General features: G+C 73.5%; 20 protein-coding genes. 8 read left to right on the forward strand and 12 right to left on the reverse strand.

The genetic code is table 11. The features are described 5' to 3' along the window. Window positions 1-63 precede the first annotated feature (63 nt). From ACGF3A_RS19875 to rsmH, 3 genes are all read right to left on the reverse strand, one after another. The gene (locus ACGF3A_RS19875; RefSeq protein ID WP_393731900.1) at window positions 64-1,998 is read right to left on the reverse strand and encodes a peptidoglycan D,D-transpeptidase FtsI family protein; all 1,935 of its coding nucleotides are present in this window, start codon (window positions 1,996-1,998) and stop codon (window positions 64-66) included. A gap of 593 nt (window positions 1,999-2,591) precedes the next feature. Next, the gene (locus tag ACGF3A_RS19880; protein ID WP_393731517.1) at window positions 2,592-2,960 is read right to left on the reverse strand and encodes a septum formation initiator family protein; all 369 of its coding nucleotides are present in this window, start codon (window positions 2,958-2,960) and stop codon (window positions 2,592-2,594) included. Continuing rightward, a complete protein-coding gene (rsmH, locus tag ACGF3A_RS19885; protein ID WP_393731518.1) occupies window positions 2,957-3,931 on the reverse strand; it encodes a 16S rRNA (cytosine(1402)-N(4))-methyltransferase RsmH in 975 nt (324 codons plus the stop codon). The genes ACGF3A_RS19880 and rsmH overlap by 4 nt, the downstream gene beginning before the upstream one ends. A 301-nt stretch (window positions 3,932-4,232) precedes the next feature. On the opposite strand from rsmH, the gene ACGF3A_RS19890 reads away from it, so the two are divergent. The 4 genes from ACGF3A_RS19890 (at window position 4,233) to ACGF3A_RS19905 (ending at window position 9,856) form a co-directional block, all read left to right on the forward strand. Then, window positions 4,233-4,754, forward strand: a complete 522-nt coding sequence (locus ACGF3A_RS19890) for a beta-class carbonic anhydrase (RefSeq protein ID WP_393731519.1) — start codon at window positions 4,233-4,235, stop codon at window positions 4,752-4,754. Window positions 4,755-4,872: 118 nt separating this feature from the next. Next, window positions 4,873-6,012 (forward strand): AAA family ATPase, encoded by a 1,140-nt coding sequence (locus tag ACGF3A_RS19895; RefSeq protein ID WP_393731520.1) that lies wholly within the window; start codon window positions 4,873-4,875, stop codon window positions 6,010-6,012. Next, window positions 6,012-7,448, forward strand: coding sequence for a DUF58 domain-containing protein (locus ACGF3A_RS19900; RefSeq protein ID WP_393731521.1), 1,437 nt, complete (start codon window positions 6,012-6,014; stop codon window positions 7,446-7,448). Before ACGF3A_RS19895 ends, ACGF3A_RS19900 begins: the two co-directional genes overlap by 1 nt. Beyond that, window positions 7,445-9,856: a transglutaminaseTgpA domain-containing protein gene (locus ACGF3A_RS19905; RefSeq protein ID WP_393731522.1), complete on the forward strand. Its 2,412-nt coding sequence runs from the start codon at window positions 7,445-7,447 to the stop codon at window positions 9,854-9,856. Before ACGF3A_RS19900 ends, ACGF3A_RS19905 begins: the two co-directional genes overlap by 4 nt. 496 nt (window positions 9,857-10,352) lie before the next feature. Here the strand turns inward: ACGF3A_RS19905 and ACGF3A_RS19910 are convergent, their stop codons facing one another. The 3 genes from ACGF3A_RS19910 to ACGF3A_RS19920 all read right to left on the reverse strand — a co-directional run bounded on the left by ACGF3A_RS19910 (window position 10,353) and on the right by ACGF3A_RS19920 (window position 12,369). Beyond that, window positions 10,353-10,784, reverse strand: a complete 432-nt coding sequence (locus ACGF3A_RS19910) for a DUF3040 domain-containing protein (protein ID WP_393731523.1) — start codon at window positions 10,782-10,784, stop codon at window positions 10,353-10,355. Window positions 10,785-11,025: 241 nt separating this feature from the next. Next, the gene (locus ACGF3A_RS19915) at window positions 11,026-11,799 is read right to left on the reverse strand and encodes a methyltransferase (protein ID WP_393731524.1); all 774 of its coding nucleotides are present in this window, start codon (window positions 11,797-11,799) and stop codon (window positions 11,026-11,028) included. Window positions 11,800-11,838: 39 nt separating this feature from the next. Continuing rightward, window positions 11,839-12,369 carry an SAV_6107 family HEPN domain-containing protein gene (locus ACGF3A_RS19920; protein ID WP_393731525.1) on the reverse strand — a complete coding sequence of 177 codons (531 nt, stop codon included), beginning with the start codon at window positions 12,367-12,369 and terminating at the stop codon, window positions 11,839-11,841. A gap of 216 nt (window positions 12,370-12,585) precedes the next feature. Between ACGF3A_RS19920 and ACGF3A_RS19925 the strand changes: the two genes are divergently transcribed. The 4 genes from ACGF3A_RS19925 (at window position 12,586) to ACGF3A_RS19940 (ending at window position 17,888) form a co-directional block, all read left to right on the forward strand. Beyond that, window positions 12,586-13,392 carry an ATP-binding cassette domain-containing protein gene (locus ACGF3A_RS19925; protein WP_393731526.1) on the forward strand — a complete coding sequence of 269 codons (807 nt, stop codon included), beginning with the start codon at window positions 12,586-12,588 and terminating at the stop codon, window positions 13,390-13,392. Beyond that, the gene (locus tag ACGF3A_RS19930; RefSeq protein WP_393731527.1) at window positions 13,364-15,499 is read left to right on the forward strand and encodes a YhgE/Pip family protein; all 2,136 of its coding nucleotides are present in this window, start codon (window positions 13,364-13,366) and stop codon (window positions 15,497-15,499) included. Before ACGF3A_RS19925 ends, ACGF3A_RS19930 begins: the two co-directional genes overlap by 29 nt. A 16-nt stretch (window positions 15,500-15,515) precedes the next feature. Then, window positions 15,516-16,163, forward strand: a complete 648-nt coding sequence (locus ACGF3A_RS19935; RefSeq protein WP_393731528.1) for a TetR/AcrR family transcriptional regulator — start codon at window positions 15,516-15,518, stop codon at window positions 16,161-16,163. A 303-nt stretch (window positions 16,164-16,466) separates the two neighbouring features. After that, a complete protein-coding gene (locus tag ACGF3A_RS19940) occupies window positions 16,467-17,888 on the forward strand; it encodes a phytoene desaturase family protein (protein ID WP_393731529.1) in 1,422 nt (473 codons plus the stop codon). A 330-nt stretch (window positions 17,889-18,218) separates the two neighbouring features. Here ACGF3A_RS19940 and ACGF3A_RS19945 read toward each other — a convergent pair whose 3' ends face one another. From ACGF3A_RS19945 to ACGF3A_RS19970, 6 genes are all read right to left on the reverse strand, one after another. Next, window positions 18,219-18,932 (reverse strand): MerR family transcriptional regulator, encoded by a 714-nt coding sequence (locus tag ACGF3A_RS19945; protein WP_393731530.1) that lies wholly within the window; start codon window positions 18,930-18,932, stop codon window positions 18,219-18,221. A gap of 8 nt (window positions 18,933-18,940) precedes the next feature. Continuing rightward, on the reverse strand, window positions 18,941-19,891 hold the full coding sequence (locus ACGF3A_RS19950; RefSeq protein WP_393731531.1) for a hypothetical protein: 951 nt from the start codon (window positions 19,889-19,891) through the stop codon (window positions 18,941-18,943). A gap of 56 nt (window positions 19,892-19,947) precedes the next feature. Then, window positions 19,948-20,865: a methylenetetrahydrofolate reductase [NAD(P)H] gene (gene metF / locus ACGF3A_RS19955; RefSeq protein WP_393731532.1), complete on the reverse strand. Its 918-nt coding sequence runs from the start codon at window positions 20,863-20,865 to the stop codon at window positions 19,948-19,950. A 168-nt stretch (window positions 20,866-21,033) separates the two neighbouring features. Continuing rightward, window positions 21,034-21,684: a thiamine phosphate synthase gene (gene thiE / locus ACGF3A_RS19960; protein WP_393731533.1), complete on the reverse strand. Its 651-nt coding sequence runs from the start codon at window positions 21,682-21,684 to the stop codon at window positions 21,034-21,036. 92 nt (window positions 21,685-21,776) lie between these two features. Beyond that, window positions 21,777-22,154 (reverse strand): Rv2175c family DNA-binding protein, encoded by a 378-nt coding sequence (locus ACGF3A_RS19965; protein ID WP_393731534.1) that lies wholly within the window; start codon window positions 22,152-22,154, stop codon window positions 21,777-21,779. A 33-nt stretch (window positions 22,155-22,187) separates the two neighbouring features. After that, on the reverse strand, window positions 22,188-23,429 hold the full coding sequence (locus ACGF3A_RS19970; RefSeq protein ID WP_393731535.1) for an NAD(P)/FAD-dependent oxidoreductase: 1,242 nt from the start codon (window positions 23,427-23,429) through the stop codon (window positions 22,188-22,190). Between the last annotated feature and the right edge of the window lie 3 nt (window positions 23,430-23,432).

Consider the following 23,432-nt stretch of genomic DNA (forward strand, 5'->3'; position numbering starts at 1 on the left):
CGATCTGCACGGTTCTCACGTTCTGCACGGTTCTCCCGGTCTTCCCTCACCTGTGCGCCCCCGTCAGCGGCCCTGCCCCGCGAGGACGGGCAGCCGCGCCGGGTCCGCGCCGGTCGGCGGGACCTGGAGGGACTTGAGCGCGAACTTCATGACCTTCTTGTAGACCGGGCCGCACACGTCGCTGCCGAAGTAGCTGCCGCTCTTCGGGTTCTGCACCGCGCAGTAGACGGTCACGCGGGGCTTGTCCGCGGGCGCGAAGCCCGCGAAGGACGAGGTGTAGCCGTGGTAGCGGCCGGTCTCCGGGTCCACCCGGTTGGCCGTACCGGTCTTGCCCGCGACGCGGTAGCCGGGGATCTTCGCGGTGGTGCCGGTGCCCTCCATGTCGCCGACGACGGACTCCAGCATCTTCGCGAGCGTCTTCGCGGTCTTCTCGCTCACGACCCGCCGCTCGCCCGGCTTCTTCGACGGCGCGTACCGCCCGTCGGGCCCGACCGTGGCGCGCACGAGGCTGGGCTGCGTCCGGACGCCGCCGTTGGCGATCGTCGAGTAGATCGACGCGGCCTGTACGGCGTTGAGCGAGAGGCCCTGGCCGAAGGGGATCGTGTACTGCTGCGAGGCGCTCCACTTCTGCGGCTTCTCCAGGATGCCGTCGGTCTCCCCGGGGAAGCCGAGGCCCGAGGGCCTGCCGATGCCGAAGTCCCGCATGTAGTCGTAGAGGACCTTGTTGGCCTTCTTCTGCGTCTTGCCGAGCTGCTCGGTGGCGAGGATCGTGCCGATGTTGCTGGACTTGGCCAGGACGCCGTTGAGCGTGAGGTTCCACGTGGGGTGGTCGACGTCGTCGGCGAAGGCGCGGTCGGCGCGCTTGAGCCGGTTCGGCACGGTCACCGCCGTACGCGGCGTGGCCTTCTTCTCCTCCAGCACGGCCGCCATGGACATCAGCTTGCTGGTCGAGCCCGGCTCGTAGACGTCCTGGAGCGCCGGGTTGCCGAACGAGTCGAGCTTGGACTTCCCGATGTCGTTCGGGTCGAAGCCGGGCGCGGCGGCCATGCCGAGCAGCTCGCCTGTCCTGGTGTCCTGGACGATGACGTAGCCCCGGTCGGCGTGGGACTTGCGGACCTGCTTGCTGATCGCCTGCTGCGCCGACCACTGGATGTCACGGTCGAGGGTGAGCTCTATGTCGGACCCGGGGCGCGCGGCCTTCTCCCGCACTCCGGCGGTGGGGACCTGACGGCCGCCCGACTGGGCGTACGTGATCTTGCCGCTCTCGCCCGACAGCTCCTTGTCGAGCATGGCCTCGATGCCCGCGCCGCCCTCGCCGTCCTGGTTCACGAAGCCGAGGACGGAGGAGGCCAGCTCCTTGTTCGGATAGACGCGCTTGGCGTGCTTCTCCTGGTAGATCCCCGCGAGCACGTTGGCGCCCTTGCGGGCCGCGGCGTCGGCGGCCAGCTCCGCCTTGAGCTTCTTGATCTTCTTCCAGGTCTGCGGGGTCTGCTGGCGGGCCAGCAGCACGTACCGGGTGTCGGGCTTCGAGAGCTTCTTCGCGAGCGTCTTCCGCTTCTCCCCCACCAGCGGCGCGAGCAGCTTCGCGGCCCGCTCGGGCGCGTCCTTCACCTTGGCCTGCTTGGGCGTGAAGAGGTACGGGTCGGCGGTGATGTCGTACGCGTCCACCGTCGCGGCCAGCGAGGAACCGTCCCGCGCCGCGATCGTGCCGCGCTCGGCGGCCAGCGGCACGGTGATGTACCGGTTCACGGCCGCCTTGTCCGCGAACACGCTGGCGTCGACGGCCTGCACCTGCAGCAGCCGCACGGTGAACGCGAGCACGACGAGGGTCAGCCCGACCGCCACCAGCCGCAGCCGGGGCTTCGGGTTCGCCAGCCGCAGCGCGGCGCCCTCCCCGGGCGAGGGACGGCCGGGCCTGTTGTTGCCGCCCCCGCCGCCTCGCCCACCACGCCCGCCACGTCCGCCGCCCTGCGCGCCGCCGCGCGCGGGGCGCGGCACGCGGGGGCGCGACTCTCGCCCTTCCTGCCGGGCCTCGGACCGCGCGCCGCGCGCGGCGCGCGCGGCGCGCGCGGACGCGCCCTCCCGCGAGCCCTGCCGCTGCTCGCCGGAGCCCCGGCCGCCGCCGTCGTCGTCACGGGACCGGCGGGAGGGCCGCTCCTGTGCGGCACGCGGCGCGCCCGCCGCGGCGCGACGGCGGGCGTCCGGTTCCGCCTTCCGGCCCGGCCGCTCGCCAGGCCGCTCGCTCCGGCTCCGGCCACCCGCCGGGCGCGGTTCGCGCCTGACGGACTCGCCGTCCTCGGTGTCACGCAGGGGCCGTCGCGCGTTCCTGTCGCCGGAACCCCGGCCACCCGCCTGGCGCGGTTCGCCCGATCGGTCACGGCGAGCGCCGCCGCCCCCGTCGTCGCGGGCGCGGCCACCGGGGACGGACCGCCGCCCGTCCCGCTCGTCGGCGCCTCGGCCGCCCGCGGCGCGCGGCGCGTCCGATCCGTCACGGGGACGGTCGTCCGGGCGCGAGCCCCGGCTCGGTCGCTCGCGGCGCGGGGCACGGGAGGCACCGTCGTCACCGCCGCGGCGCGGATCGTTCCTCGGGGTCACGGGCCCACCTGCTCGTCCTGGGCGTCGGACGTGCCGCGCACCTTGCCGTCGGGGGTGAGGAAGACCGGGTTGCCGCCGGGGACGAGGCCCAGTTCGCGGGCACGTTTCTCCAGCTCACCCGGGGAGGAGTAGCCGTCGACCTGCTGCTGGAGGGCCTGCTGCTCGTCCGTCAGCTCCTCGGTCTCCTTCTCCAGCTTGTCCAGCTTGAACGAACCCTTGTTCAGTGACGCGTTGAGCAGCAGCAGCGCGAGCAGCCCGGAGCCGAGCAGCAGGACGACCAGCAGGACGAACGGGGCACGCGCGGCGTTGGAGTTGCCGGCGGGCACCATCCGGGCCAGCCGGGCGAGACGCTGCTGGGCGCTCATCCCGTGGCCTCCCGGATGCGCTTGGCCGCGCGCAGCCGCGCCGGGGCCGCGCGGCGGTTCTCCGCGATCTCTTCCTCCGAGGGCAGCTCCGCGCCGCGCGTGAGCAGCTTCAGCCGGGGCTGGTACTGCTCGGGCACGACCGGCAGTCCGGGCGGCGCCGTGTTGTGCGAGCCCGCCGCGAAGACCTGCTTGACCAGCCGGTCCTCCAGCGAGTGGTACGAGAGCACGGCGATACGGCCGCCCACAGCGAGCGCGTCCACGGCGGCGGGCAGGGCCCGCTCCAGGACGGCCAGCTCGCCGTTGACCTCGATGCGCAGCGCCTGGAACGTCCGCTTGGCGGGGTTGCCGCCGGTGCGCTTGGCGGCCTGCGGGAGCGCGTCTCGGATCAGCTCGACCAGCCGGGCGCTGTTGCTGAAGGGCTCCTTCTCGCGCGCCTTCACCACGGCCTCGACGATGCGCTTGGCCTGCTTCTCCTCGCCGTACGCCCGCAGGATCCGCACCAGTTCCCCCGGCGCGTAGGTGTTGAGGACCTCGGCGGCGCTGATGCCCGTCGTCTGGTCCATGCGCATGTCGAGCGGGGCGTCCTGCGCGTACGCGAAGCCGCGGCCCGCCTCGTCGAGCTGGAGGGAGGAGACGCCGAGGTCGAAGAGGACGCCCTGGACGCGCGGGACCTCCAGCCGCTCCAGGACCTGCGGCAGCTCGTCGTAGACCGCGTGGACGAGCGTGGCGCGGTCCCCGTACGGCGCGAGGCGCTCACCCGCGAGGCGCAGCGCCTCGGTGTCGCGGTCGAGCCCGATCAGGCGCGCGGAGGGGAAGGTGTGCAGCAGGGCCTCGCTGTGGCCGCCCATGCCGAGGGTGCAGTCGATGACGGTCGCGCCCGGCAGGGCGAGGGCGGGGGCGAGCAGGTCCAGGGAGCGCCGGAGCATGACCGGGTTGTGGAGGTCGCCGACGGGCTGCTCGTTGGTGGTCATGTGCCCTCTCAAGTCTGGCGGGCACTGGTGCACATGCTCCTTGGTCCCCGCCCGCTCGAAGGGGAGTGACCCGCCTGCGCCTGGTGGGCGTCGGAGGGCCGGGAGCGGGAGGAGGCCGAGCCGCACGTGCGCGCCCGCGCACGCGAGGGGATTCGGGGTCCTTGGGGAGAGTTGCGCCTCCCACTTCGCGTCACTTTAGTCCACTCGTCCCCTCGGTCAACTACGGTACGAGGCGCGTCCGGCCCCCTGTTCGGCACGCCCCGTCAAGCTCCCCGCTGCGGTCTGGGGGAGAATCGTCCGTATGGACGCGAAGGACACTGTCACCGACGAGCTGGTTGCGGCGAACGCCCACTACGCCGAGAGCTTCACCGACCCCGGAATGGACGCCAAGCCCGTACGCCGTGTCGCGGTCGTCGCGTGCATGGACGCCCGCCTGGACCTGCATGAGGCCCTGGGCCTGGAGCTCGGCGACTGCCACACGATCCGGAACGCGGGCGGGGTCGTCACCGACGACGTCATCCGTTCGCTCACCATCAGCCAGCGCGCGCTGGGCACCCGCTCCGTCGCGCTGATCCACCACACGAACTGCGGCCTGGAGTCCCTCTCCGAGGAGTTCCGGCACGAGCTGGAGATGGAGGTCGGCCAGCGGCCGGCCTGGGCGGTCGAGGCGTTCAGGGACGTGGACCAGGATGTGCGCCAGTCGATGCAGCGCGTCCGTACGTCGCCGTTCGTACCGCACAGGGACGACGTGCGGGGCTTCGTCTTCGACGTGACGACCGGCCTGCTGCGCGAGATCGACCCGGAGATCCCCCGGGAACGGTGACGAACCACCGGGTGGCCGTGAAGAATACGAGGGAGCAGCGCACACGGGCGGGGACGAGCACGGCCCGTGGCAACCCAGCACAACCCAGCACGACGGGGACGGGGCCGAGGAGGGCCGGGTGACGACCTATGACGAGCGAGCGAACCTCAGCGATCTGAGCACCACAGCAGGACAGGTGCGACGCTCCGTGGAGACCGTGATCGAGGGCAAGCCCGAGGTCGTCCGGCTCTCTCTGACGGTTCTGCTGGCCGAAGGGCACCTCCTGATCGAGGATGTGCCGGGGGTGGGCAAGACCATGCTGGCGAAGGCGCTGGCCAAATCGATCGACTGCTCGGTGCGCAGGATCCAGTTCACTCCCGACCTGCTGCCCTCCGACATCACGGGCGTGAGCGTCTACGACCAGCAGCAGCGGGACTTCGAGTTCAAGCCGGGCGCGGTCTTCGCGCAGATCGTGATCGGCGACGAGATCAACCGCGCCTCGCCCAAGACCCAGTCGGCGCTGCTGGAGTCGATGGAGGAGCGGCAGGTGACCATCGACGGGCAGACGTACGAGCTGCCCGATCCGTTCATGGTCGTCGCCACGCAGAACCCGGTCGAGATGGAGGGAACGTATCCCCTCCCGGAGGCGCAGCGCGACCGGTTCATGGCACGGGTCTCGATCGGCTATCCGAGCCCGGCGGCCGAGCTGGAGATGCTCGACGTGCACGGCGGCGCCTCCCCGCTGGACGACCTCCAGCCGGTGGCGCACGCGCACGACATCGTCAAGCTCGTCGACGCCGTCCGGGGCGTGCACGTCTCCGACGCGGTGCGGCGGTACGCGGTCGAGCTGGTCGCCGCCACCCGTTCGCACCCCGACCTGCGGCTGGGCGCCTCGCCGCGCGCGACGCTGCATCTGCTGCGCGCCTCGAAGGCCGCGGCGGCGCTCGCCGGGCGGGAGTTCGCGCTGCCGGACGACGTGCAGTCGCTGGCCGTGCCCGTCCTGGCGCACCGGCTGCTGCCCACCGCGCAGGCGCAGTTGAACAGACGCTCGGCCGACCAGGTCGTCCAGGAGATCGTGCAGCGCGTGCCGGTCCCCGCCGTCGCCCCGCCGCCGCCGGGCGGCCCCGTCCCCGGCGCCCCGCACAACCGGTACGGCGGCGCCCCGGGCCAGCCGCCGCCCGGCGCCCCGGCCGCGCCTCCCCAGGCCGGTCATCCCCCGGCCGGTCACCCCCAGGCCGGGCCGCCGCAGCCCGGGCAGCAGCAGCCGCGGGGGTACTGATGGCGGCTGGGGGGCCGTCAGGGGGGCCGTCCCCGTCGGGCGGTGAGGGCGGCGAGACGCGCGGCTCTCTCCGTACGGCGTTCGGCGGGCTCACCACGCGCGGGCGGTCGTTCCTGGCCGCGGGCGTGGCCGCCGCCATCTGCGCGTACGCGCTCGGGCAGAACGAACTGCTGCGCGTCGGCATGCTCCTGGCCGTACTGCCGCTGGTGTGCGTGCTCGTGCTGCACCGCACCCGGTACCGGGTGGCGGGCTCGCGGCGGCTGTCGCCCGCGCGGGTGCCAGCGCGGACCGAGGCCCGGGTGCATCTGCGGATCGACAACATCTCGCGGCTGCCCACGGGCCTGCTGATGCTCCAGGACCGGGTGCCCTACGTGCTGGGCCCGCGCCCCCGCTTCGTGCTGGACCGGGTCGAGCCGGGCGGGCGGCGCGAGGTGTCCTACCGGGTCCGCTCCGACCTGCGCGGGCGCTATCCGCTGGGACCGCTCCAGCTGCGGCTGACCGACCCGTTCGGGATGTGCGAGCTGACGCGCTCCTTCAGTACGTACGACACGCTCACCGTCGTCCCGCCCGTCGAGGCCCTGCCGCCCGTGCGGCTGTCGGGCGAGACCAGCGGGTACGGCGACGGGCGGCAGCGCTCCCTCGCGCTCGCCGGGGAGGACGACGTCATCCCGCGCGGCTACCGGCACGGGGACGACCTGCGCCGCGTCCACTGGCGCTCCACCGCTCGCTACGGCGAGCTGATGGTGCGCCGCGAGGAGCAGCCGCAGAAGGCCCGCTGCACGGTGCTGCTCGACACCCGCCGTCTCGCGTACGCGGGCTCGGGCCCCGACTCGCCCTTCGAATGGGCCGTCGCGGGTGCGGCGTCCGTCTGCATGCACCTGCTGGAGCGGGGCTACGCGGTGCGGCTGCTGACCGACACCGGCGCGATGTCGCCGGGCCCGGAGGGCGGGCTCTTCGCCGCCGACTCCTCGGACACGGCGGGCCTGCTGCTGGACGCCCTCGCCGTGGTCGAGCACTCCTCGGAGACGGGGCTCTCGTCCGCGTACGACGCGCTGCGCGGCGGCATGGGCGGCTCCGAGGGGCTGCTCGTCGCCTTCCTGGGCACGCTCGACGAGGAACAGGCCATCACGGTGGGGCGGATGAGAATGCGGACGAACCGGGCGGTGGCCTTCACCTCGGCACTGCACGCTTCCGGGAACGGCAACGGGAACGGCAACGGCGGGAACGGGCAGATTCCGGTCGGCGCCCCCGAGGCACCGGCCCCGGTTCCGGCCCCGGCGCCTGCCACGGCCCCGTCCCCGCTCCCCGACGACGCCCCCGCGCTGCGCGCCCTGCGTGACGCGGGCTGGACCGCGCTGGTCGGCGGCCCGGGGACGGCGCTGCCCGCGCTGTGGCAGGAGGCCGACAAGCAGACCGTGAAGGGACTGGACCGATGAGCGGACGGGGCAGGCTCGCCTTCTGCGCGGCGCTGGCGACCCTGGCCGCCTCCTGCGCGCTGCTGCCACTGGTCGACCCCGCGACCTGGCTCCTCCAGGCCGCGATGCTGATCGCCCTCCAGAGCGGGGTGGGCGCCGCGGCCCGCCGGGTGCCGCTGGCCCGCCCCGTGACGGTGCTGGTGCAGGCGCTGGCCACGCTGCTGCTGCTCACCGTGATGTTCGCGCGGCAGGAGGCGCTGGGCGGAGTGCTGCCGAACCCGGCGGTCTTCGAGCGCTTCGCCGACCTGCTGACCGCCGGGACGCAGGACGTCGGCCGCTTCGCCATCCCCGCGCCCGTGACGGACGGGATCCGGCTGATGCTCGTCGGCGGGGTCCTGGTGATCGGACTGCTGGTGGACGCGCTCGCGGTGACGTACCGCAGCGCGGCACCCGCCGGACTGCCGCTGCTCGCGCTGTACTCGGTCGCGGCCGGGCTCTCCCAGGGCGGGGCGCGCTGGCTGTGGTTCCTGTGCGCGGCGGGCGGCTATCTGCTGCTGCTCCTCGCGGAGGGCCGCGAGCGGCTCTCCCAGTGGGGACGCCTCTTCGCCGACAGGTCCCGGCCGGGCTCGGCACCCCACGAACCAGGCTCCGTGGGCGGGCCCGCCGTCGCGCCCGTACGCACGGGACGGCGGATCGGCGCGCTGGCGCTCGGCATCTCGCTGGTCGTCCCCGCCGTCCTCCCCTCGCTCAGCGGCGGGCTGCTGGACGCGGCGCGGAACGGGGGCGCGGGCAAGGGCGGCGACAACGGCGGCACCATCTCGGCCGTGAACCCGCTGGTCGCACTCCAGGACAGCCTCAACCAGCCCGAGGACCGTACGGCGCTGACGTACCGGACGAACGCGAAGGAGACGCAGGAGCTCTACATGCGGATCGTCGCGCTCGACAAGTTCGACGGCTCCGCGTGGAAGCCCTCCGAACGGCGGATCACCTCCGTCCCGAGCCCGCTCCCCAGCCCGCGCGGCCTCGCCCCCGACGTCCGTACGCAGAAGGTCCGCAGCAAGATCAAGGCCGCCGACTGGTACGCGCAGGACTGGCTGCCGATGCCGTACCCGGCCGACCGCGTGAGCGTGGGCGGCAAATGGCGCTTCGAGCCCGAGGGCCGCACCCTCGTCGGCTACCAGGGCCAGACCACGCGCGGCGCCTCGTACGACGTCGAGAGCCTGATCGTCGAGCCGACCGCGGACCAGCTCCGGCAGGCCCCAGAGCCGCCCGCCGGACTCAAGCGCGAGTACACGAAGGTGCCGGACTCCCTCCCGTCCGTCGTCCCGGAGACGGCCCAGCGCCTCACGCGCGGCGCGGACAACGACTACGAGCGGGCGGTCCGCCTCCAGGACTGGTTCGCCCGCAAGGGCGGCTTCCGCTACGACACCCAGGTCCAGGCGGGCAGCGGCACGGCCGCGATCGCCAACTTCCTGGAACAGAAGGAGGGGTTCTGCATCCACTTCTCCTTCGCCATGGCCTCGATGGCCCGCACGCTCGGCATCCCGGCACGGGTCGCCGTCGGCTTCACGCCGGGCACGGCACAGGGCGACGGCTCGATGGCCGTCGGCCTCCAGGACGCGCACGCCTGGCCCGAGCTGTACTTCGAGGGCGTCGGCTGGACCCGCTTCGAGCCCACCCCGACCCGCGGCAGCACCCCTGACTACGCGCTGCCCGACTCCCCCGACCCCGGCGACAACCCGGAGGAGCGGCTGCCGGACCGCGGCCAGAGCGCCTCGCCCTCGCCGAGCCCGTCGCAGTCGGAGAAGTGCACGCCGGAGGAGAAGCGTGCGAACCCGGACTGCGGGGCGGCCGCGCCCCCGCCGGACAGCGGGGATCGGGGCGGCGGCTTCCCCACGGGCACGGTCGCCGCGGCCGCGAGCGCCGTGCTCCTGGTGCTGCTCCTCCCCGCCCTGCCGCTGCTGTGGCGCAGGCGAAGCCGCGCGCGACGCCTCCGCCCGCCGCCCCCTGCGGGGGCCCCGCCGGAGGTGGTCTCCGGCTCCGTCCTGGCCGTCTGGAGCGAACTCCTCGACACGGGCTGGGACTACGGCGTCGTACCGGAGGAGTCCGCGACGCCGCGCACGGCCGCGGCCCGTATCGCCCGGGTCGGCGAGCTGGGCCCGGCCGAGACCGAGGCCGCCCACCGGGTGGCGCTCGCGGTGGAGCAGGTCCTCTACGCCCCGAGGCCCAGCCCGGACCTTGCGTCGGGCCTCGCCGACGAGGTCCGCCGCGTCCACGCGGGCCTCCACGCGGCGGCCCCGCGCCGCCTCCGCCTCCGCGCCCTGCTGCTGCCGCCCTCTACGATCAGGGTGGTGTGGGGAGTCTCACGCCGCTGGGCCGCGTTGCGCAGCCGCTGGGCAGGCGCCGTCCGTCTCCGCTTCGCCAAGTAGGGCCGGGCACCCCCGATAAGGGGGTGCCCCTGCTTCTCCCTCCGCCCCTGCGAAGCTTGGGAAGTCTGAGCAAGGCGCAGGGTTGGCAAGCGCAGCCCCCTGCGCCGGGTGCCCCGCGTACAAGAGCCGCGCCCGGGGTGCCCCGGGCTGTGCTTCGCGGGCCGCGCCCGCCTCGTGGCTTGGCGCGCAGTTCCCCGCGCCCCTGAGGGAACAGGGGCAAGCCCCTACGTGCAGTGACCGGTCGCGCCCGCGCGGCGGAGCCGCAAAGCAAACACAGCCCCGCGCCCCTGAGGGCAAAGGGGCAAGCCCCGGAGTCTTGAACCGTCGCGCCCACGCGGCGGAGCCGCGAAACACGCACAGCCCCGCGCCCCTGAAGGGGCACCCCGTACAACAATGACGTGGGCGTGGTCCGAGGGAATCGGGCCACGCCCACGTCGAAGCTGGACGTCAGACGGTGAGGGCTCTTGGGCGGGTACAGGTCAAAGAAGGCGCAAGCTCAGTGCTGGCCCTCGTCACGGCGCCGCTGCCACCGCTCCTCGATGCGGTTCATCATCGAACGACGGGAACGCGGCTGACGGCGAGCCTGAGCCTGTGGCTGCCCTGCTGGGCCACCCCCCTGCGGCGCCTGCCCACCCTGCTGCCCCTGCTCGCCGGCCTTGGGCGCCTTGCGCCAGCCGGTCACCGCGAGGACGGCGCATCCGAGCATGACGAGGAAACCCACGACGCTGACCCAGATCTGCTGCGCGACCATCCCGGCCATGAGGAGCGCGATACCCACCAGAAAGCCTGCGACCGATTGATAGACCCGCTTGCGGGTGTACCGGCGCAGCTCACTTCCTTCGAGCGCTGTCGCGAACTTGGGATCTTCGGCGTACAGCGCTCGCTCCATCTGCTCGAGCATCCGCTGCTCGTGCTCAGAGAGCGGCACGGAGTCCTCCTACTCGTCGGTCGCGGGGGCGACCGGATGCGACCCTTCAAGGATAGGCAGGGAATCGCCCCCGTGAAACCCGCCCCTCTACGCCAATTCCTCCCACCAAGACCGAGATGCCGGACGGTGGCGCTGAGCGACGTGTTCCGTACATTCCCTCACCACCTTTCCGCCATGCCGGACGGTGTGCCTCGATCATACGGCGCGTAGCCGATGATCGGGCGGGCTGTGAGCCAGACCGCTAACGGGGCCCCGCGCCCGTGACCGGCGGCAGCTCGGCCAGCACGTGGAGCTGGCTGGCCACGGACTGGAAGGCGGGCAGCTCGGCGGCGGCTGCCTCCAGCCGGGCGAGCGCCTCCAGGGCGTCCGGCTCGGTGTCGACCAGGGCGCCGGGGACCAGGTCGGCGAAGACGCGGACGCCGTGCACCGAGACGACCTCCAGGCCGCTGCCGGTGACCAGCCCGGTGAGCTGCTCGGGGGTGAAGCGGCGGGGCATCGGATCGTTCGCCCCCCAGCGGCCGCCCTCCGAAGTGAGGACCTGGCGGGCCTCCGTGAAGTGTCCGGCCAGGGCGCGCCCCAGCACGGCTCCACCGAGGCCCGAGGCGAGCACACTGAGGGTGCCGCCGCCGGGGCGGAGGGCCGCGACCGCGTTGCGCACGCCCTCGGCGGGGTCGTCGACGTGCTCCAGGACGCCGTGGCAGAGCACCGCGTCGTACCCCTCGCGCTCCGCCACGTCGAAGAGGCCGCGGGCGTCGCCCTGCACGCCGCGGACGCGGTCGGCCACGCCTGCCTCGGCGGCGCGGCGCTCCAGCGCGAAGAGCGCGTTCGGACTCGGGTCGACGACCGTGACGTGGTGGCCGAGACGGGCGACGGGAACGGCGAAGTTGCCGGTGCCGCCGCCGGTGTCCAGGACGTCCAGCCGATCGCGGTCCGCCAGCTTGGCGCGCTGGTCGAGGGCGCCCCGCAGGACCTCCCAGACCACGGCGGTACGGATCGATGCGCTGGGGCGGGACATGGCTGATGCTCCTCGGCTCAGTGACGGGCGCCTCCCACCCTATTGCCTCGGGACCTCCGGCGATCCGTCCGCTCCTCCGGCGATCCGGGGCCTGGGGAGCGCGGGCTGGGGGACGAGCAGGCGCTCGACGATGCGGAGGAAGACTCCGGCGTCCCGCACGAGGTCGTCCGCGTCGCGCCAGCTCGCCGCGTCGGCTATGCCTGCCTCGGCGCGGGCCCGGCGGGCCGCGCCGGACTCGAAGAGCGCGGACCACTCGGCGAGCTCGGGGGCGATCTCGGGGAGGATCTCCCACGCGCTCCGTATCCCCTGGCGGCGGGGGCGGCGGGGTGGGCCGCCGCGCCTGCGCGGCGGGGCCGGGTCGGGCCGGCCGCGCGCGGCGAGGACGGCGGCGGCCGTGCGGAGGGCGGCCAGGTGCGCGGTGGCATACCGCTCGTTCGCCGTTTCCAGGGTCATGGCCTCGTCCAGGCCGTGCTGCGCCTGGGCCAGCAGGTCGAGTGCGGCGGGCGGGGCCGAGGCGCGGCGCAGCACGGGGTGGACGTCGGTCTGGGACAGGGCGGCGCTCGGTCGCATTGCTGAACCAACCTCCCGTCGTCGGGCGCCGGTTGTCCGGATTCGCGGACAACCGACCGTATGACCCACATCGTGGCGCATGCCACTGACAATCCGCTCTGACCTGCAGAAATGCCGCCCATGCGCCGCTCTCCCACCCCCGGTTCGCGTCGGCGTCCCCGTATGGCGCATACTTTGAACTGACCGGTCAGTTCAAAAACGGGAGGGGAGGACACGGTGAGCCAGCGGGAGTACGCCGTCGCGGCCGAGGGCTTCGGGCTCAAGGGGCCGCGCGGCCAGGTCTTCGACGGGATCACCTTCACGGCGCCCGAGGGGTCGCTGGTCGCACTGGAGGGGCCCTCGGGCTCCGGGCGGACCTGCCTGCTGCTCGCGCTCACCGGCCGGATGAAGGCGACGTCCGGGCACGCGGACGTGCACGGCGAGCGGCTCCCCAAGCGGCTGGCGGCCGTACGGCGGATCAGCGCGCTGGGCTCCGTCCCCGGCGTCACCGACCTGGACCCCGCGCTGACCGTCACCGAGCAGCTCCGCGAACGGGTGCTGCTCCAGCGGCGGTTCGGCGGCTCGCTGCGCTCACTGCTGCGCCCGCGCGCCGAGCGCGCCGCGGCGAGCCGCGCGCGGCTGGAGGCGGCGCTCGGCGCCGCGGGGCTCGACCTGGACGCGCTGCCGCGCGGCGGGCGTACCTCCGTGCGGGACCTGGGGCGGCTGGAGGAGCTGCGGCTCTCGCTGGCGCTGGCGCTGCTTGGCGAGCCCCGGGTGCTCGCGGTGGACGACGCCGACCTGAAGCTCTCGGACGCCGAACGCGAGGAGATGTGGGCCCTGTTGCGCTCCCTCGCCGGTACGGGCACCGGTACGGGCGCCCGTACGGGCCTGACCGTGCTGGCCGCGTGCAGCGAGGCACCGGAGGGTGCGCTCGTGGTGCGTACAGGAGAGCAGCGCACCCCCACGGACAGGGACGACGAGAAGACCGAGGCGGAGAAGAAGGGGGAGGCGTTCGATGCGCTCGCCGAGGCTAGCCGCGCTTGAGCTCAAGCGGTTCGGCAGGGGGAGGCTGCCCCGCGCGGCCATGGCGGCGATGCTGCTGCTGCCGCTGCTGTACGGCGCGCTCTACCTGTGGTCCTTCTGGGACCCCTACGAGCGGCTCGACAAGATCCCCGTCGCGCTCGTCAACGACGACAGCGGCGCCCGGGCCAAGGGCGAGAAGGTCGAGGCCGGGGACTCGATCGTCAAGGGGCTGCGTGACAGCGAGACCTTCGACTGGCGCGAGACGAGCGCGAAGGAGGCCCGTGAGGGCGTCGAGGACGGGCGGTACTACCTCTCGCTGACGATCCCCTCGGACTTCAGCAAGCGCGTCACCTCCAGCTCCGGCGACTCCCCCGAGACGGGCGCCCTGAAGGTCCAGGCGAACGACGCGAACAACTACATCGTCGGGCAGATATCCCGCAGCGTCTTCTCCGAGGTACGCGCCTCGGCCTCCAGCAAGGTCTCGCGCGGCTTCTACGACAACATCTTCGTCTCCTTCTCCTCCCTGCACGGCCAGACGGCCAAGGCCGCCAAGGGCGCCGACGACCTCGGCGACGGCATCGGCAAGGCGAAGAAGGGGGCCTCCGACCTCAAGAGCGGCCTCAAGGACGCCGAGGACGGCAGCGGCAAGCTCAAGACCGGCACCTCGGACCTGCACACCGGCGCGGGCGACCTGAAGAAGGGCGCCAAGCAGGTGGCCGGGGGCACCCAGAAGCTCGCCGACAAGGCCAACGGCGTATCGGGGAAGGTCACGCCGTTCCTCAAGGAGCACGGCGACGAGATCGGCAAGGCCGCGCGCGGGGTCTCCCGTACGAGCAAGGCGCTCAAGAAGCACCTGGACGAGCTGCCGGGCGCGGCCCAGCGCGCGCAGACCGACTCGCGCAAGGCCGCCGACGCGCTCTCCACGCTCTACACCTCGGGCTGCGAGAAGGGCGGCACGCCCCCGCCCGTTCCCACGCCCTCCCCCACGCAGGGGGAATCCCCCGGTGACGTCAAGGACAAGGCGTGCCCCGAGCTGAAGAAGGCCGTCGACGCGGCCGAGCGCTCGGCGAAGGTCGCCAAGGAGGTCAACGACACCGTCAAGGGCCACAAGAACCTCGACGAGCTGGGCACGCACCTGGACGACCTCGACAAGAAGGCCACCCTCCTCGCCAAGCGCGCCCCGAACCTCGGCCAGGACGTCACCTCCGCCGTCCGCCAGATCAACAAGCTCAACAAGGGCGCGCACCAGGTCTCCAAGGGCGCGGGCAAGCTGCAGGCGGGCCTGTCCACCGCGAAGACCGGCGCCGCCGACCTCGACACCGGGCTCGGCAAGCTCACCAAGGGCGCCACCTCGCTCGACGGCGGCCTCTTCAAGCTCGCCGACGGCTCCGGCAAGCTCGCGGGCGGCCTGCACGACGGCGCCAAGAAGATCCCGGACTACGACAAGCAGCAGCGCGACGACCGTACGGGCGTGATGTCCGACCCGGTCGGGCTCGCCTCCGACAAGGCGCACGCCGCGCCGAACTACGGCACGGGCTTCGCGCCGTACTTCATCCCGCTCTCCCTCTGGGTCGGCGCGATGATCGCGTACATGCTGCTCCAGCCGCTCAACAAGCGCGCCCTCGCCTCCGGCGCCCCCGCCTGGCGGATCGCGCTCGCGGGCTGGCTGCCGGTGGCGGCGATCGGCGCCGCGCAGGTGGCGGCGCTGATGAGCGTGCTGCACTGGGGGCTGGGCCTGGAAATGGCGCGCGGCGCGGGCACGATCGGGTTCCTGCTGCTGGTGACGGTCTGCTTCACCTCGATCGTGCAGTTCCTCAACGCGCGCTTCGGACCGGCCGGACGCATCCTCGTCCTGGCCCTGCTGATGCTGCAGCTCACCTCGGCCGGAGGCACGTACCCGATCCAGACCAGCCCGGGGTTCTTCAACGCGCTCCACCCGTTCCTGCCCATGACCTACGTGGTGGAGGGGCTGCGGCACCTCATCACGGGCGGCGGGCTGTGGCCGGTGTGGCGGGCGTGCGCGGTGCTGCTGGCCTTCGCCGTGGGCGCCCTCGCGCTCACCGCCGTCACCGCGCGCCGCAAGCAGGTGTGGACCCTGGACCGGCTGCACCCGGAGCTGACCCTGTGAGGAGAGAATCAGCGTCATGACGAGTGCCCGCACCACCCCACGCAGCCGCAGCGCCACGAAGCAGAAGCTCTTCCAGGCCGCGGTGACCCTCATCGCCGAGCAGGGTTTCTCCTCGACGACCGTCGAGGAGATAGCCGAGCGTGCCGGTGTCGCCAAGGGCACGGTCTACTACAACTTCGCCAGCAAGACGGAGCTGTTCGAGGAGCTGCTGCGGCACGGCGTGGAGATGCTCACCGCCGATCTGCGCAGCGCCGCCGAGGAGACGGCCGCGCGCGGCGGCGGGCGGGTGGACGCGCTGGACGCGATGATCCGGGCCGGGCTCGGCTTCATCGACCACTACCCGGCGTTCACCCAGCTCTACGTCGCCGAGCTGTGGCGCACCAACAGGGCGTGGAACGACACGCTGATGGTCGTACGCAAGCAGGCCGTCGCGGTCGTGGAGGAGGTGCTGCGCGAGGGCGTCGCCGAGGGCGAGCTGAGCGAGGAGATCGACATCCCGCTCACGGCGGCCGCACTGGTCGGCATGGTGCTGGTGGCGGCGCTGGACTGGAAGGCGTTCCAGCCGGAGCGGTCTCTGGAGGATGTGCACGGCGCGCTCTCGCTGCTGCTCCAGGGGCGCGTCGGAGGCCATGAGGGCCGTGGAGGCCGTGGGCGGTCCCGTTAGGGCGACTTGGTACCGGTTCCGCCCACGGCCTTTGTTCCCCGTTTCCCTGTGCCCGGACCGGTCGCGGCCCGAGCCCCCGTGTTCCCCCGGTTCCCCCCGGAAAGGGCCACGACCCGGTTCCGCAGCCCCGTGTCGGCGGTACCGTGCCGCGCCCTTTCCGTGTGCATCACTCTGCCGTCGGCGCAGGTCGGGCCCCATCCGCGCGGCTACTCAACCGCGCGTCTGAGTAGCACTACCTAGGCGTGCGCACAAAGGCTCAGTCGGTGCCGGGCGCGGTGAGCGCTCCCGCTAGAGTCGCTGACCATGGCACGTATCGCGGTGATCGGCGCGGGAATGGGCGCGATGGCGGCGGCGGCTCGGCTGGCCGTCGCGGGGAACGAGGTCACGGTCCACGAGCGCACCGGTACCTACGGAGGTGCCCTGCGCCGCTACGAACGAAACGGCTTCGCCTTCGACACGGGTCCCGGCCTGCTGCGGCTGCCCGCCGTCTACCGCGACCTGTTCCTCAAAACGGGCCGCGAGTCCCTCGAACAGTGCGTGGAGATGGCGCAGGTCGACCCGACCGCGCACCACGTCTTCACCGACGGCACGGCCCTCACGCTGCCGAACGCCTCGCGCGGCAAGGTCGTCGCCGCCGTCGACGCGGCCCTCGGCGCGGGCGCGGGCGAGCGCTGGGCGGACGTCCTCAACCGCGCGCGGGACGCCTGGGAGGCCACGCGCCGCCCGCTCCTGGAGGAGCCCCTGCGCGACGAGTCCCGCGCCGCGCTCAGCCACGACTCCGCGTACCCGGCGCTCCGCCGCAAGGGCCTGCTGCGCCGCCGCCCGCCCACGCTGGCCGAGGTCGCCGCGGACGAGCTGCGCGAGCCGCGGCTGGTGGCACTGCTGGAGAGCTACGCCCGCGCGTACGGCCTGGATCCGGCGGTCACCCCGGCGAGCGCGGCCGTGCTGCCGTACGTGGAGGACTCGTTCGGCACCTGGTACGTGCGCGGCGGGATGCGCGCGCTGGCCGACGCGCTGTACGAGCGGTGCCGGGCCCGGCGGGTCCGCTTCGTCTTCGACTCCCCGGTGGCGTCCGTACGGGAGAAGGACGGCAGGGCCGTCGGCGTCGAGCTCGCGGACGGCTCGTCCGTCGACGCCGACGCGGTGATCGTGGGCAGCGGCCCGGCGCTCCGCCCCGGCCGCGCGGAGTGGCCTGCGGGCTCCTCCCGGCTGACCGTCCTCCTCGCCCTGCGCGGCGCGCACCCCGAGGGCACCCCGCACCGCACGGTCGTGCACCGGGGCGCGGGCGCCGCGCCGGTGACGGTGCTCCGCCCCGACGACCCCTCGCTGCGGCCCGACGACGCGCACGGGACGGCGGTCCTCACCGTGCCGGTGCCTGTGGGGGCCGTACGGGAGGAGCCCGAGGCCGAGCGCCTCGCCGCCGAGCTCTTGTCCGCCACGGATGCGGCGGGCCTGGACCTCTCCGACCGCCTCCTCTGGCGCGAGGTCCGCACACCCCGCGACTACGAGTCCGAGACCGGCGCTCCTGGGGGCCAGGTCCCTCCCCCGGCCCTCGCGGGCGCGTCCGGAGCCCTGCTCCAGCCCCCCAACCAGACGAGCGTGTCGGCCCTCTTCGCCGTCGGCGCCTGGTCCCACCCGGGGGGCGGCCTCCCCCACGCGGGCATGTCCGGCACCCTCGCCGCCGGTCTCTTCACAGAGGGTCCCAACTGGCGCGGCTCGTCCTGAGCCTGCGCTCGATGTGCGGCTCCGCCACATGGGCGCGACGGTCCCGACACCTCGGGGCTTGCCCCTGTTCCCTCAGGGGTTTTGCGGCTCCGCCGCGCGGGCGCGCCCGGTCACTGCACGTCGGGGCTTGCCCCTTCTCCCTCAGGGGCGCGGGGAACTGCGCGACAAGCCACGACGCGGGCGCGCCCCGCGAAGCACAGCCCGGGGCACCCCGAACCCGGCTCTTTCACCGGGGCACCCGGCGTGGGGGGCTGCGCTTGCCAACCCTGCGCCTTGCGCAGACTTCCCAAGCTCCGCAGGAGCGGAGGGAGAAGCAGGGGCGAGCTCTGGTCAGTCCTCGGGCATCGCGTACGCGCGAAGGCGCGCGGAAGCGGCCAGCTTGGCTCTGGCGCGGGCGTCGAGCTCGGACTGGCGACGGTCGATGGCCGCGCGAAGCGCGGAGGGGTTGCCCGTGCGGCGCAGGCCGTCGAGGACCGGGCGAATCTGCGGCAGCGGGTAGCCGCTCTGGCGCAGCATGTGGATGAGGCGGGCGTCACGGACGTCGGCGGGGCCGAACAGGCGGTACCCGGTGACGCGTTCGCGCCCGGGGGTCAGGAGGCCCGCCGCCTCCCAGACGCGGAGGGCGGACGTCCGTACGCCCAGGAGTGCCGCGACGTCACCGATGCGCAGGGACACGCGGGGCACCGCATCCGGCGGCCGGCTCGCGAGCGCTTCGAGGGCCTCGGCCGTGGCCTGGAGGGCGCGGCGCTGTTCGTGGAGCTCCGCGTGCCCGGCGTCGATCAGCGCGAGCGCCCCCGGCAGGTCGTCGGCGTGGACGGCGTGCATGACGGCGCGGGCCGTCTCCGGGCCGTGGCCGAGGACCAGGGCACGGTAGGTCAGGACGGCGTCCAGGTGGCGGGGGCCGAAGGCCCGATAGCCCGTGGGGGTGCGGGGGACGGGCGGCAGGAGGCCCGCGTCCTCGTAGTTGCGGATCTGCTGGGGCGAGACGCCCGCCGCGCGCGCGAGGTCGACGGGGCGTAGGCGCGAACGGTGCGAGCTGGGCATCGACGCGCTCAGTAGCCGCCCTGCTGGCCCTGGCCGTAGTACCCGTTCTGGTACTGCTGCTGCTCGTCGTACCCGTACGGCGGCGGCTGCGCGGGCGGCTGCTCGGGCGGGAGCGGCACGCCGCCCTCGCGCTGCTGCGGGACCCAGACGCCGCCGGGCGGGGTGTCGGGGTAGTACGGCTCGGTGGGCGGCGCGCCGGGCGTCTCGTACGTGTACCCGGCGCCGTCGGTGCCGCCGTAGCCCTGCTGTCCGTAGTCGCCGTAGCCGTAGTCGTACTGCGGGGCCTGGGGCGCGGGCTGGGCGTATCCGCCGTAGGGGTCCTGGTAGGGCGCGTACGGCTGCTGGTCGTCGTACGCGAACGCCTGCGTCTGCTCGGCGTGCGGGGCCGGGGGGACGGGCGGGGCGGGCGGGGCGTAGTCCCCGTAGGCCGCCTGGACCGGCTGGACCTGGGTCTGCTCCTGGGCCATGGCCGCCTGGTAGTCGACGTAGTCCGGGATGCCGGGGACGCCGGGGACGCCGCTGGGCGGGGTGTCGCCGGGGCCGGGGCCGGTGCCGTAGCCCGCGGGGGCCGGGGGGATGCCCTGGCCCGCCGAGTAGTCCGGGACGCCGTTCTCGTCGTATCCCGCTTCCAGCCCGGTGACCTCCAGGGAGGGCTCCGCGTCGCGGGGGGCCGGGCCGCCCCGGCGGCGCCGGCTGGCGCCCGGCGATCCGCCGAGCGCCCAGCCGGTCGAGAAGCCGCGGCGGTACGAGAGCGTGACGAAGGTCTGGCCCGTGGCGAAGGCGGCGATGCCGACGCCGATCACGATGACCTGCCCTATCACGGCGCCCGCGACGACGCCGAGGAACCCGGCGAACGCCAGCAGGCGCCAGCGCAGCCGGGCCTTGTACTGGAGCAGGACTTCGCCCAGCAGCCAGAGCGCGACCACTCCGAACGCGACATAGAGGACCGTCCAGCCCATGTACGCCCCTCTTCCCGCTGCTCGCCGCCCGGTCGGCCAGCCGCCAGCTTCTCGGCTCAGGACCTGTCGTGAAGTCCCAGATTCTCGTGGATTTCCAGCGTCGCCGTGGAGTGGTTCAGCGTAATGAAGTGGAGACCGGGGACTCCCTCGGCCAGCAGCCTCGCACACAACTCCGTGGCGCACTCGATCCCGACCGAGCGTACAGCGGCCGGATCGTCTTCGACCGCCCGGAGGCGGTCTGCCATCTCGCGCGGGATGGTCGCGTTGCTGAGCTGCGCGAACCGTTCGATCTGCTTCACATTCGTGACGGGCATGATCTCCGGGATGATGGGCGTCTGGCAACCGGCCGCGACGGCGCTGTCGCGGAGCCGCAGATAGTCCTCGGCGCGGAAGAACATCTGAGTGATCGCGTAGTCCGCACCCGCGCGGCACTTGTTCACGAAGTGCCGGACGTCGGTGTCCCAGTCGGCCGAGCGCGGGTGCATCTCGGGGAACGCGGCGACGCCGACGCAGAAGTCTCCGGACTCCTTGATCAGCTCGACGAGCTCCGCGGCGTAGTCGAGCCCCTGGGGGTGCTTGACCCACTCGCCCATGGGATCCCCGGGGGGATCACCCCTGATCGCGAGCACGTTCTTGATCCCCGCGTTCGCGTACTGCCCGATGACGTTGCGCAGTTCGGCGCGCGAGTGGTTCACGGCGGTGAGGTGGGCGACCGGGGTGAGGGTGGTCTCGGTGGCGATGCGCTCGGTGTTGCGTACGGTGCCCTCGCGGGAGGAGCCGCCTGCGCCGTAGGTCACCGACACGAAGGTCGGGGACACTGCCTCGATACGGCGCAGCGCGTCCCACAGGGTCCGCTCCCCCTTCTCGGTCTTCGGAGCGAAGAACTCGAAGGAGAAAGACTGCTCTCCGGTCGCGAGCAGCTCACGCACGGTCGGCGGACGTTCTGTCCTGGGAGCTGAGATACCGATGGCCATACGTGCAGGTTAGCCGTCCCCGCTGCGCCGTGGCTGTGCGCTGGGACGATACGGCGGCATCTGTCCGTTTCCCGGATGGCCGATGTCCGCCTGCTGGACACTTCCGCCGGAGGGCGCTACTGGACGGCACAACCGGTCAGCGCTATGGGGCAGCGCTATGGGACGGTCCTACTGGACCGCCCGCAGTCGCTTGGCCAACCTTGCCGCCGCCTCGCCCGGGTCGTCGGCCTCAGTGATCGCACGGACGACGACCACCCGGCGGGCACCCGCGTCCAGGACCTGGTCGAGGTTGTCCTCGTCGATCCCGCCGATCGCGAACCAGGGGCGCTCCGGCGCGCGGGCCGCGGTGTGACGCACCAGATCCAGCCCCGGTGCGTGACGCCCCGGCTTGGTGGGCGTCGGCCAGCAGGGCCCGGTGCAGAAGTAGTCCACGCCGGGCTCGGTGATCGCGGCGTCGGCCTCGGCCGCGGAGTGGGTGGAACGGCCGATGAGCACGTCGTCGCCCAGGATCGCCCGGGCCGCGGGGACGGGCAGGTCGCCCTGGCCGAGGTGGAGCACGTCGGAGCCCGCGGCGTGCGCGACGTCCGCGCGGTCGTTCACCGCGAGGAGCTTGCCGTGGCGGCGGCAGGCGTCGGCGAGGACCGCGAGGTGCTCCAGCTCCTCGCCCGCCTCCATGCCCTTGTCGCGCAGCTGCACGATGTCGACGCCGCCCGCCAGTGCCGCGTCGAGGAAGGCGGGCAGGTCACCGCGGTCCTTGCGCGCGTCGGTGCACAGATACAGCCGCGCGTCGGCCAGCCGCTCTCGGGCGCTGCGGGACATGGGACGTTCCCCCCAGGAAGGGGGTGCATGGGCCGGTGAGGCCCATGCACCCCGGTGGACGGTTCTCGGTCGTGCGTCGTACGGGATACGGATCAGACGGCGAGGGCCTGCGCGCGGCGCTTCACCTCGGTCCCCCGGTTCTCGCGGAGGGCGCGCACCGGGGAGCCCGGCAGGGACTCGTCCTCGGTGAAGAGCCACTCCAGCATCTCCTCGTCGCTGAAGCCGTCGTCCTTCAGGAGCGTGATGGTGCCGACGAGGCCCTTCACGACCTTGCCGTCACCGATGAAGTCGGCGGGCACCTGCAGCACCTTGGACTCTCCGTCCTCACCCACGCGCCGGACGGCGATGAGCTGGCCCTCCTTGACCAGCTGCCGGACGCGGGTCACTTCGACGCCGAGCTTCTCGGCGGCGTCGGGGAGAGTGAGCCATGCGGGCACGAGAGCTTCGGTCTTTGCGTCAATCTGGGTCACGGCTCCCAGAGTGCCACCCTCCGACGGCGGTCACTACCGCGCCGCCTTCTTCAGAGCGACGGACGCGTCTGCTACCAGGGCCTTGTCCACCTCGGCCCCGCTCTGGACGAGCTTGCGGCCCTGGGCCAGATCGCGCGGGCGGCCCACCGCCAGCAGCGCCACCAGCCGCTCCCCGCGCAGCCAGCACACGGACCACGCGGCGCCCGCAGGATCGCCCCGCCACACGAGTGCGTCGCCGTCCCGGTGGTGTCCCACGTACTGCACGAAACGGCCGAACTGCTCCGACCAGAAGTAGGGCACCGGGTCGTAGAGCACGCGCTCGGCCGCGCTGTCCGCGTGGCCCTCGGCGACCAGGTTCGCCGCGACCGTACGGGGGCCCTGGAGCGCGTTGTCCCAGTGGTGGATCAGCAGCCGCTCGCCGTAGCGCGCTGAGGGGAAGGAGGCGCAGTCCCCGACCGCGTGGACGTGCTCGGCGGAGGCGCGCAGGCCCGCGTCGGCCAGCACCTCGCGGTGCGCGCCCAGCTCGATCCCCGAGCCCTCCAGCCAGCCGGTCGCGGGCCGGGCCCCGATGCCGACGACCACGGCGTCGGCGGGCAGCCGGGTGCCGTCCGCGAGGACGACGGCGCCCCGCTCGACGGAGGCCACGGCGACGCCCGTACGCAGCTCGGCCCCCGCCTCCTCGTACCAGGCGCGCATCGGCTCGGAGACCTCGGCGGGCAGCGCACCGGGCAGCGGGCGCGGCGCCGCCTCCACGACGGTGACCCGGCAGCCGCGCTCCCGGGCCGCGGTCGCGAACTCCGCGCCGATCCAGCCCGCGCCGACGACCACCACGTCGCCGCCCGCGGCGAGCACGGGCCGCAGCCGCGCCGCGTCGTCGAGGGTGCGCAGCAGATGCACGCCGGGAACGCCCTCGCTGCCGGGCAGCGCGACGGGCTCGGCCCCCGTGGCGACCACCAGCCGGTCGTAACGCACCGGCCCCGCCTCGGTGTCCAGCAGCTGCTCGCCGGGGCGGAGCCCGGTGACGGTGCGGCCCAGCTCCAGCTCGATGCCGAGCGCGGCGAAGTCGATGTCGAAGACCGGGTGCTCGGCCGCCTCGCCCTTGCCGAGCAGCACCGCCTTGGACAGCGGCGGACGGTCGTACGGCGCGTGCGGCTCGGCGCCGATCAGCCGGACCGGCCCCGGCCACCCCTGCTCGCGGAGCTGCACGGCGGTCTGCACCCCCGCCATCCCGGCCCCGACGATCACGACTCTCTGCTGCTTCTGACTGTCGCTCACACG

The organism is Streptomyces sp. NPDC048172 (assembly GCF_043202595.1).
Lineage (GTDB): Bacteria > Actinomycetota > Actinomycetes > Streptomycetales > Streptomycetaceae > Streptomyces.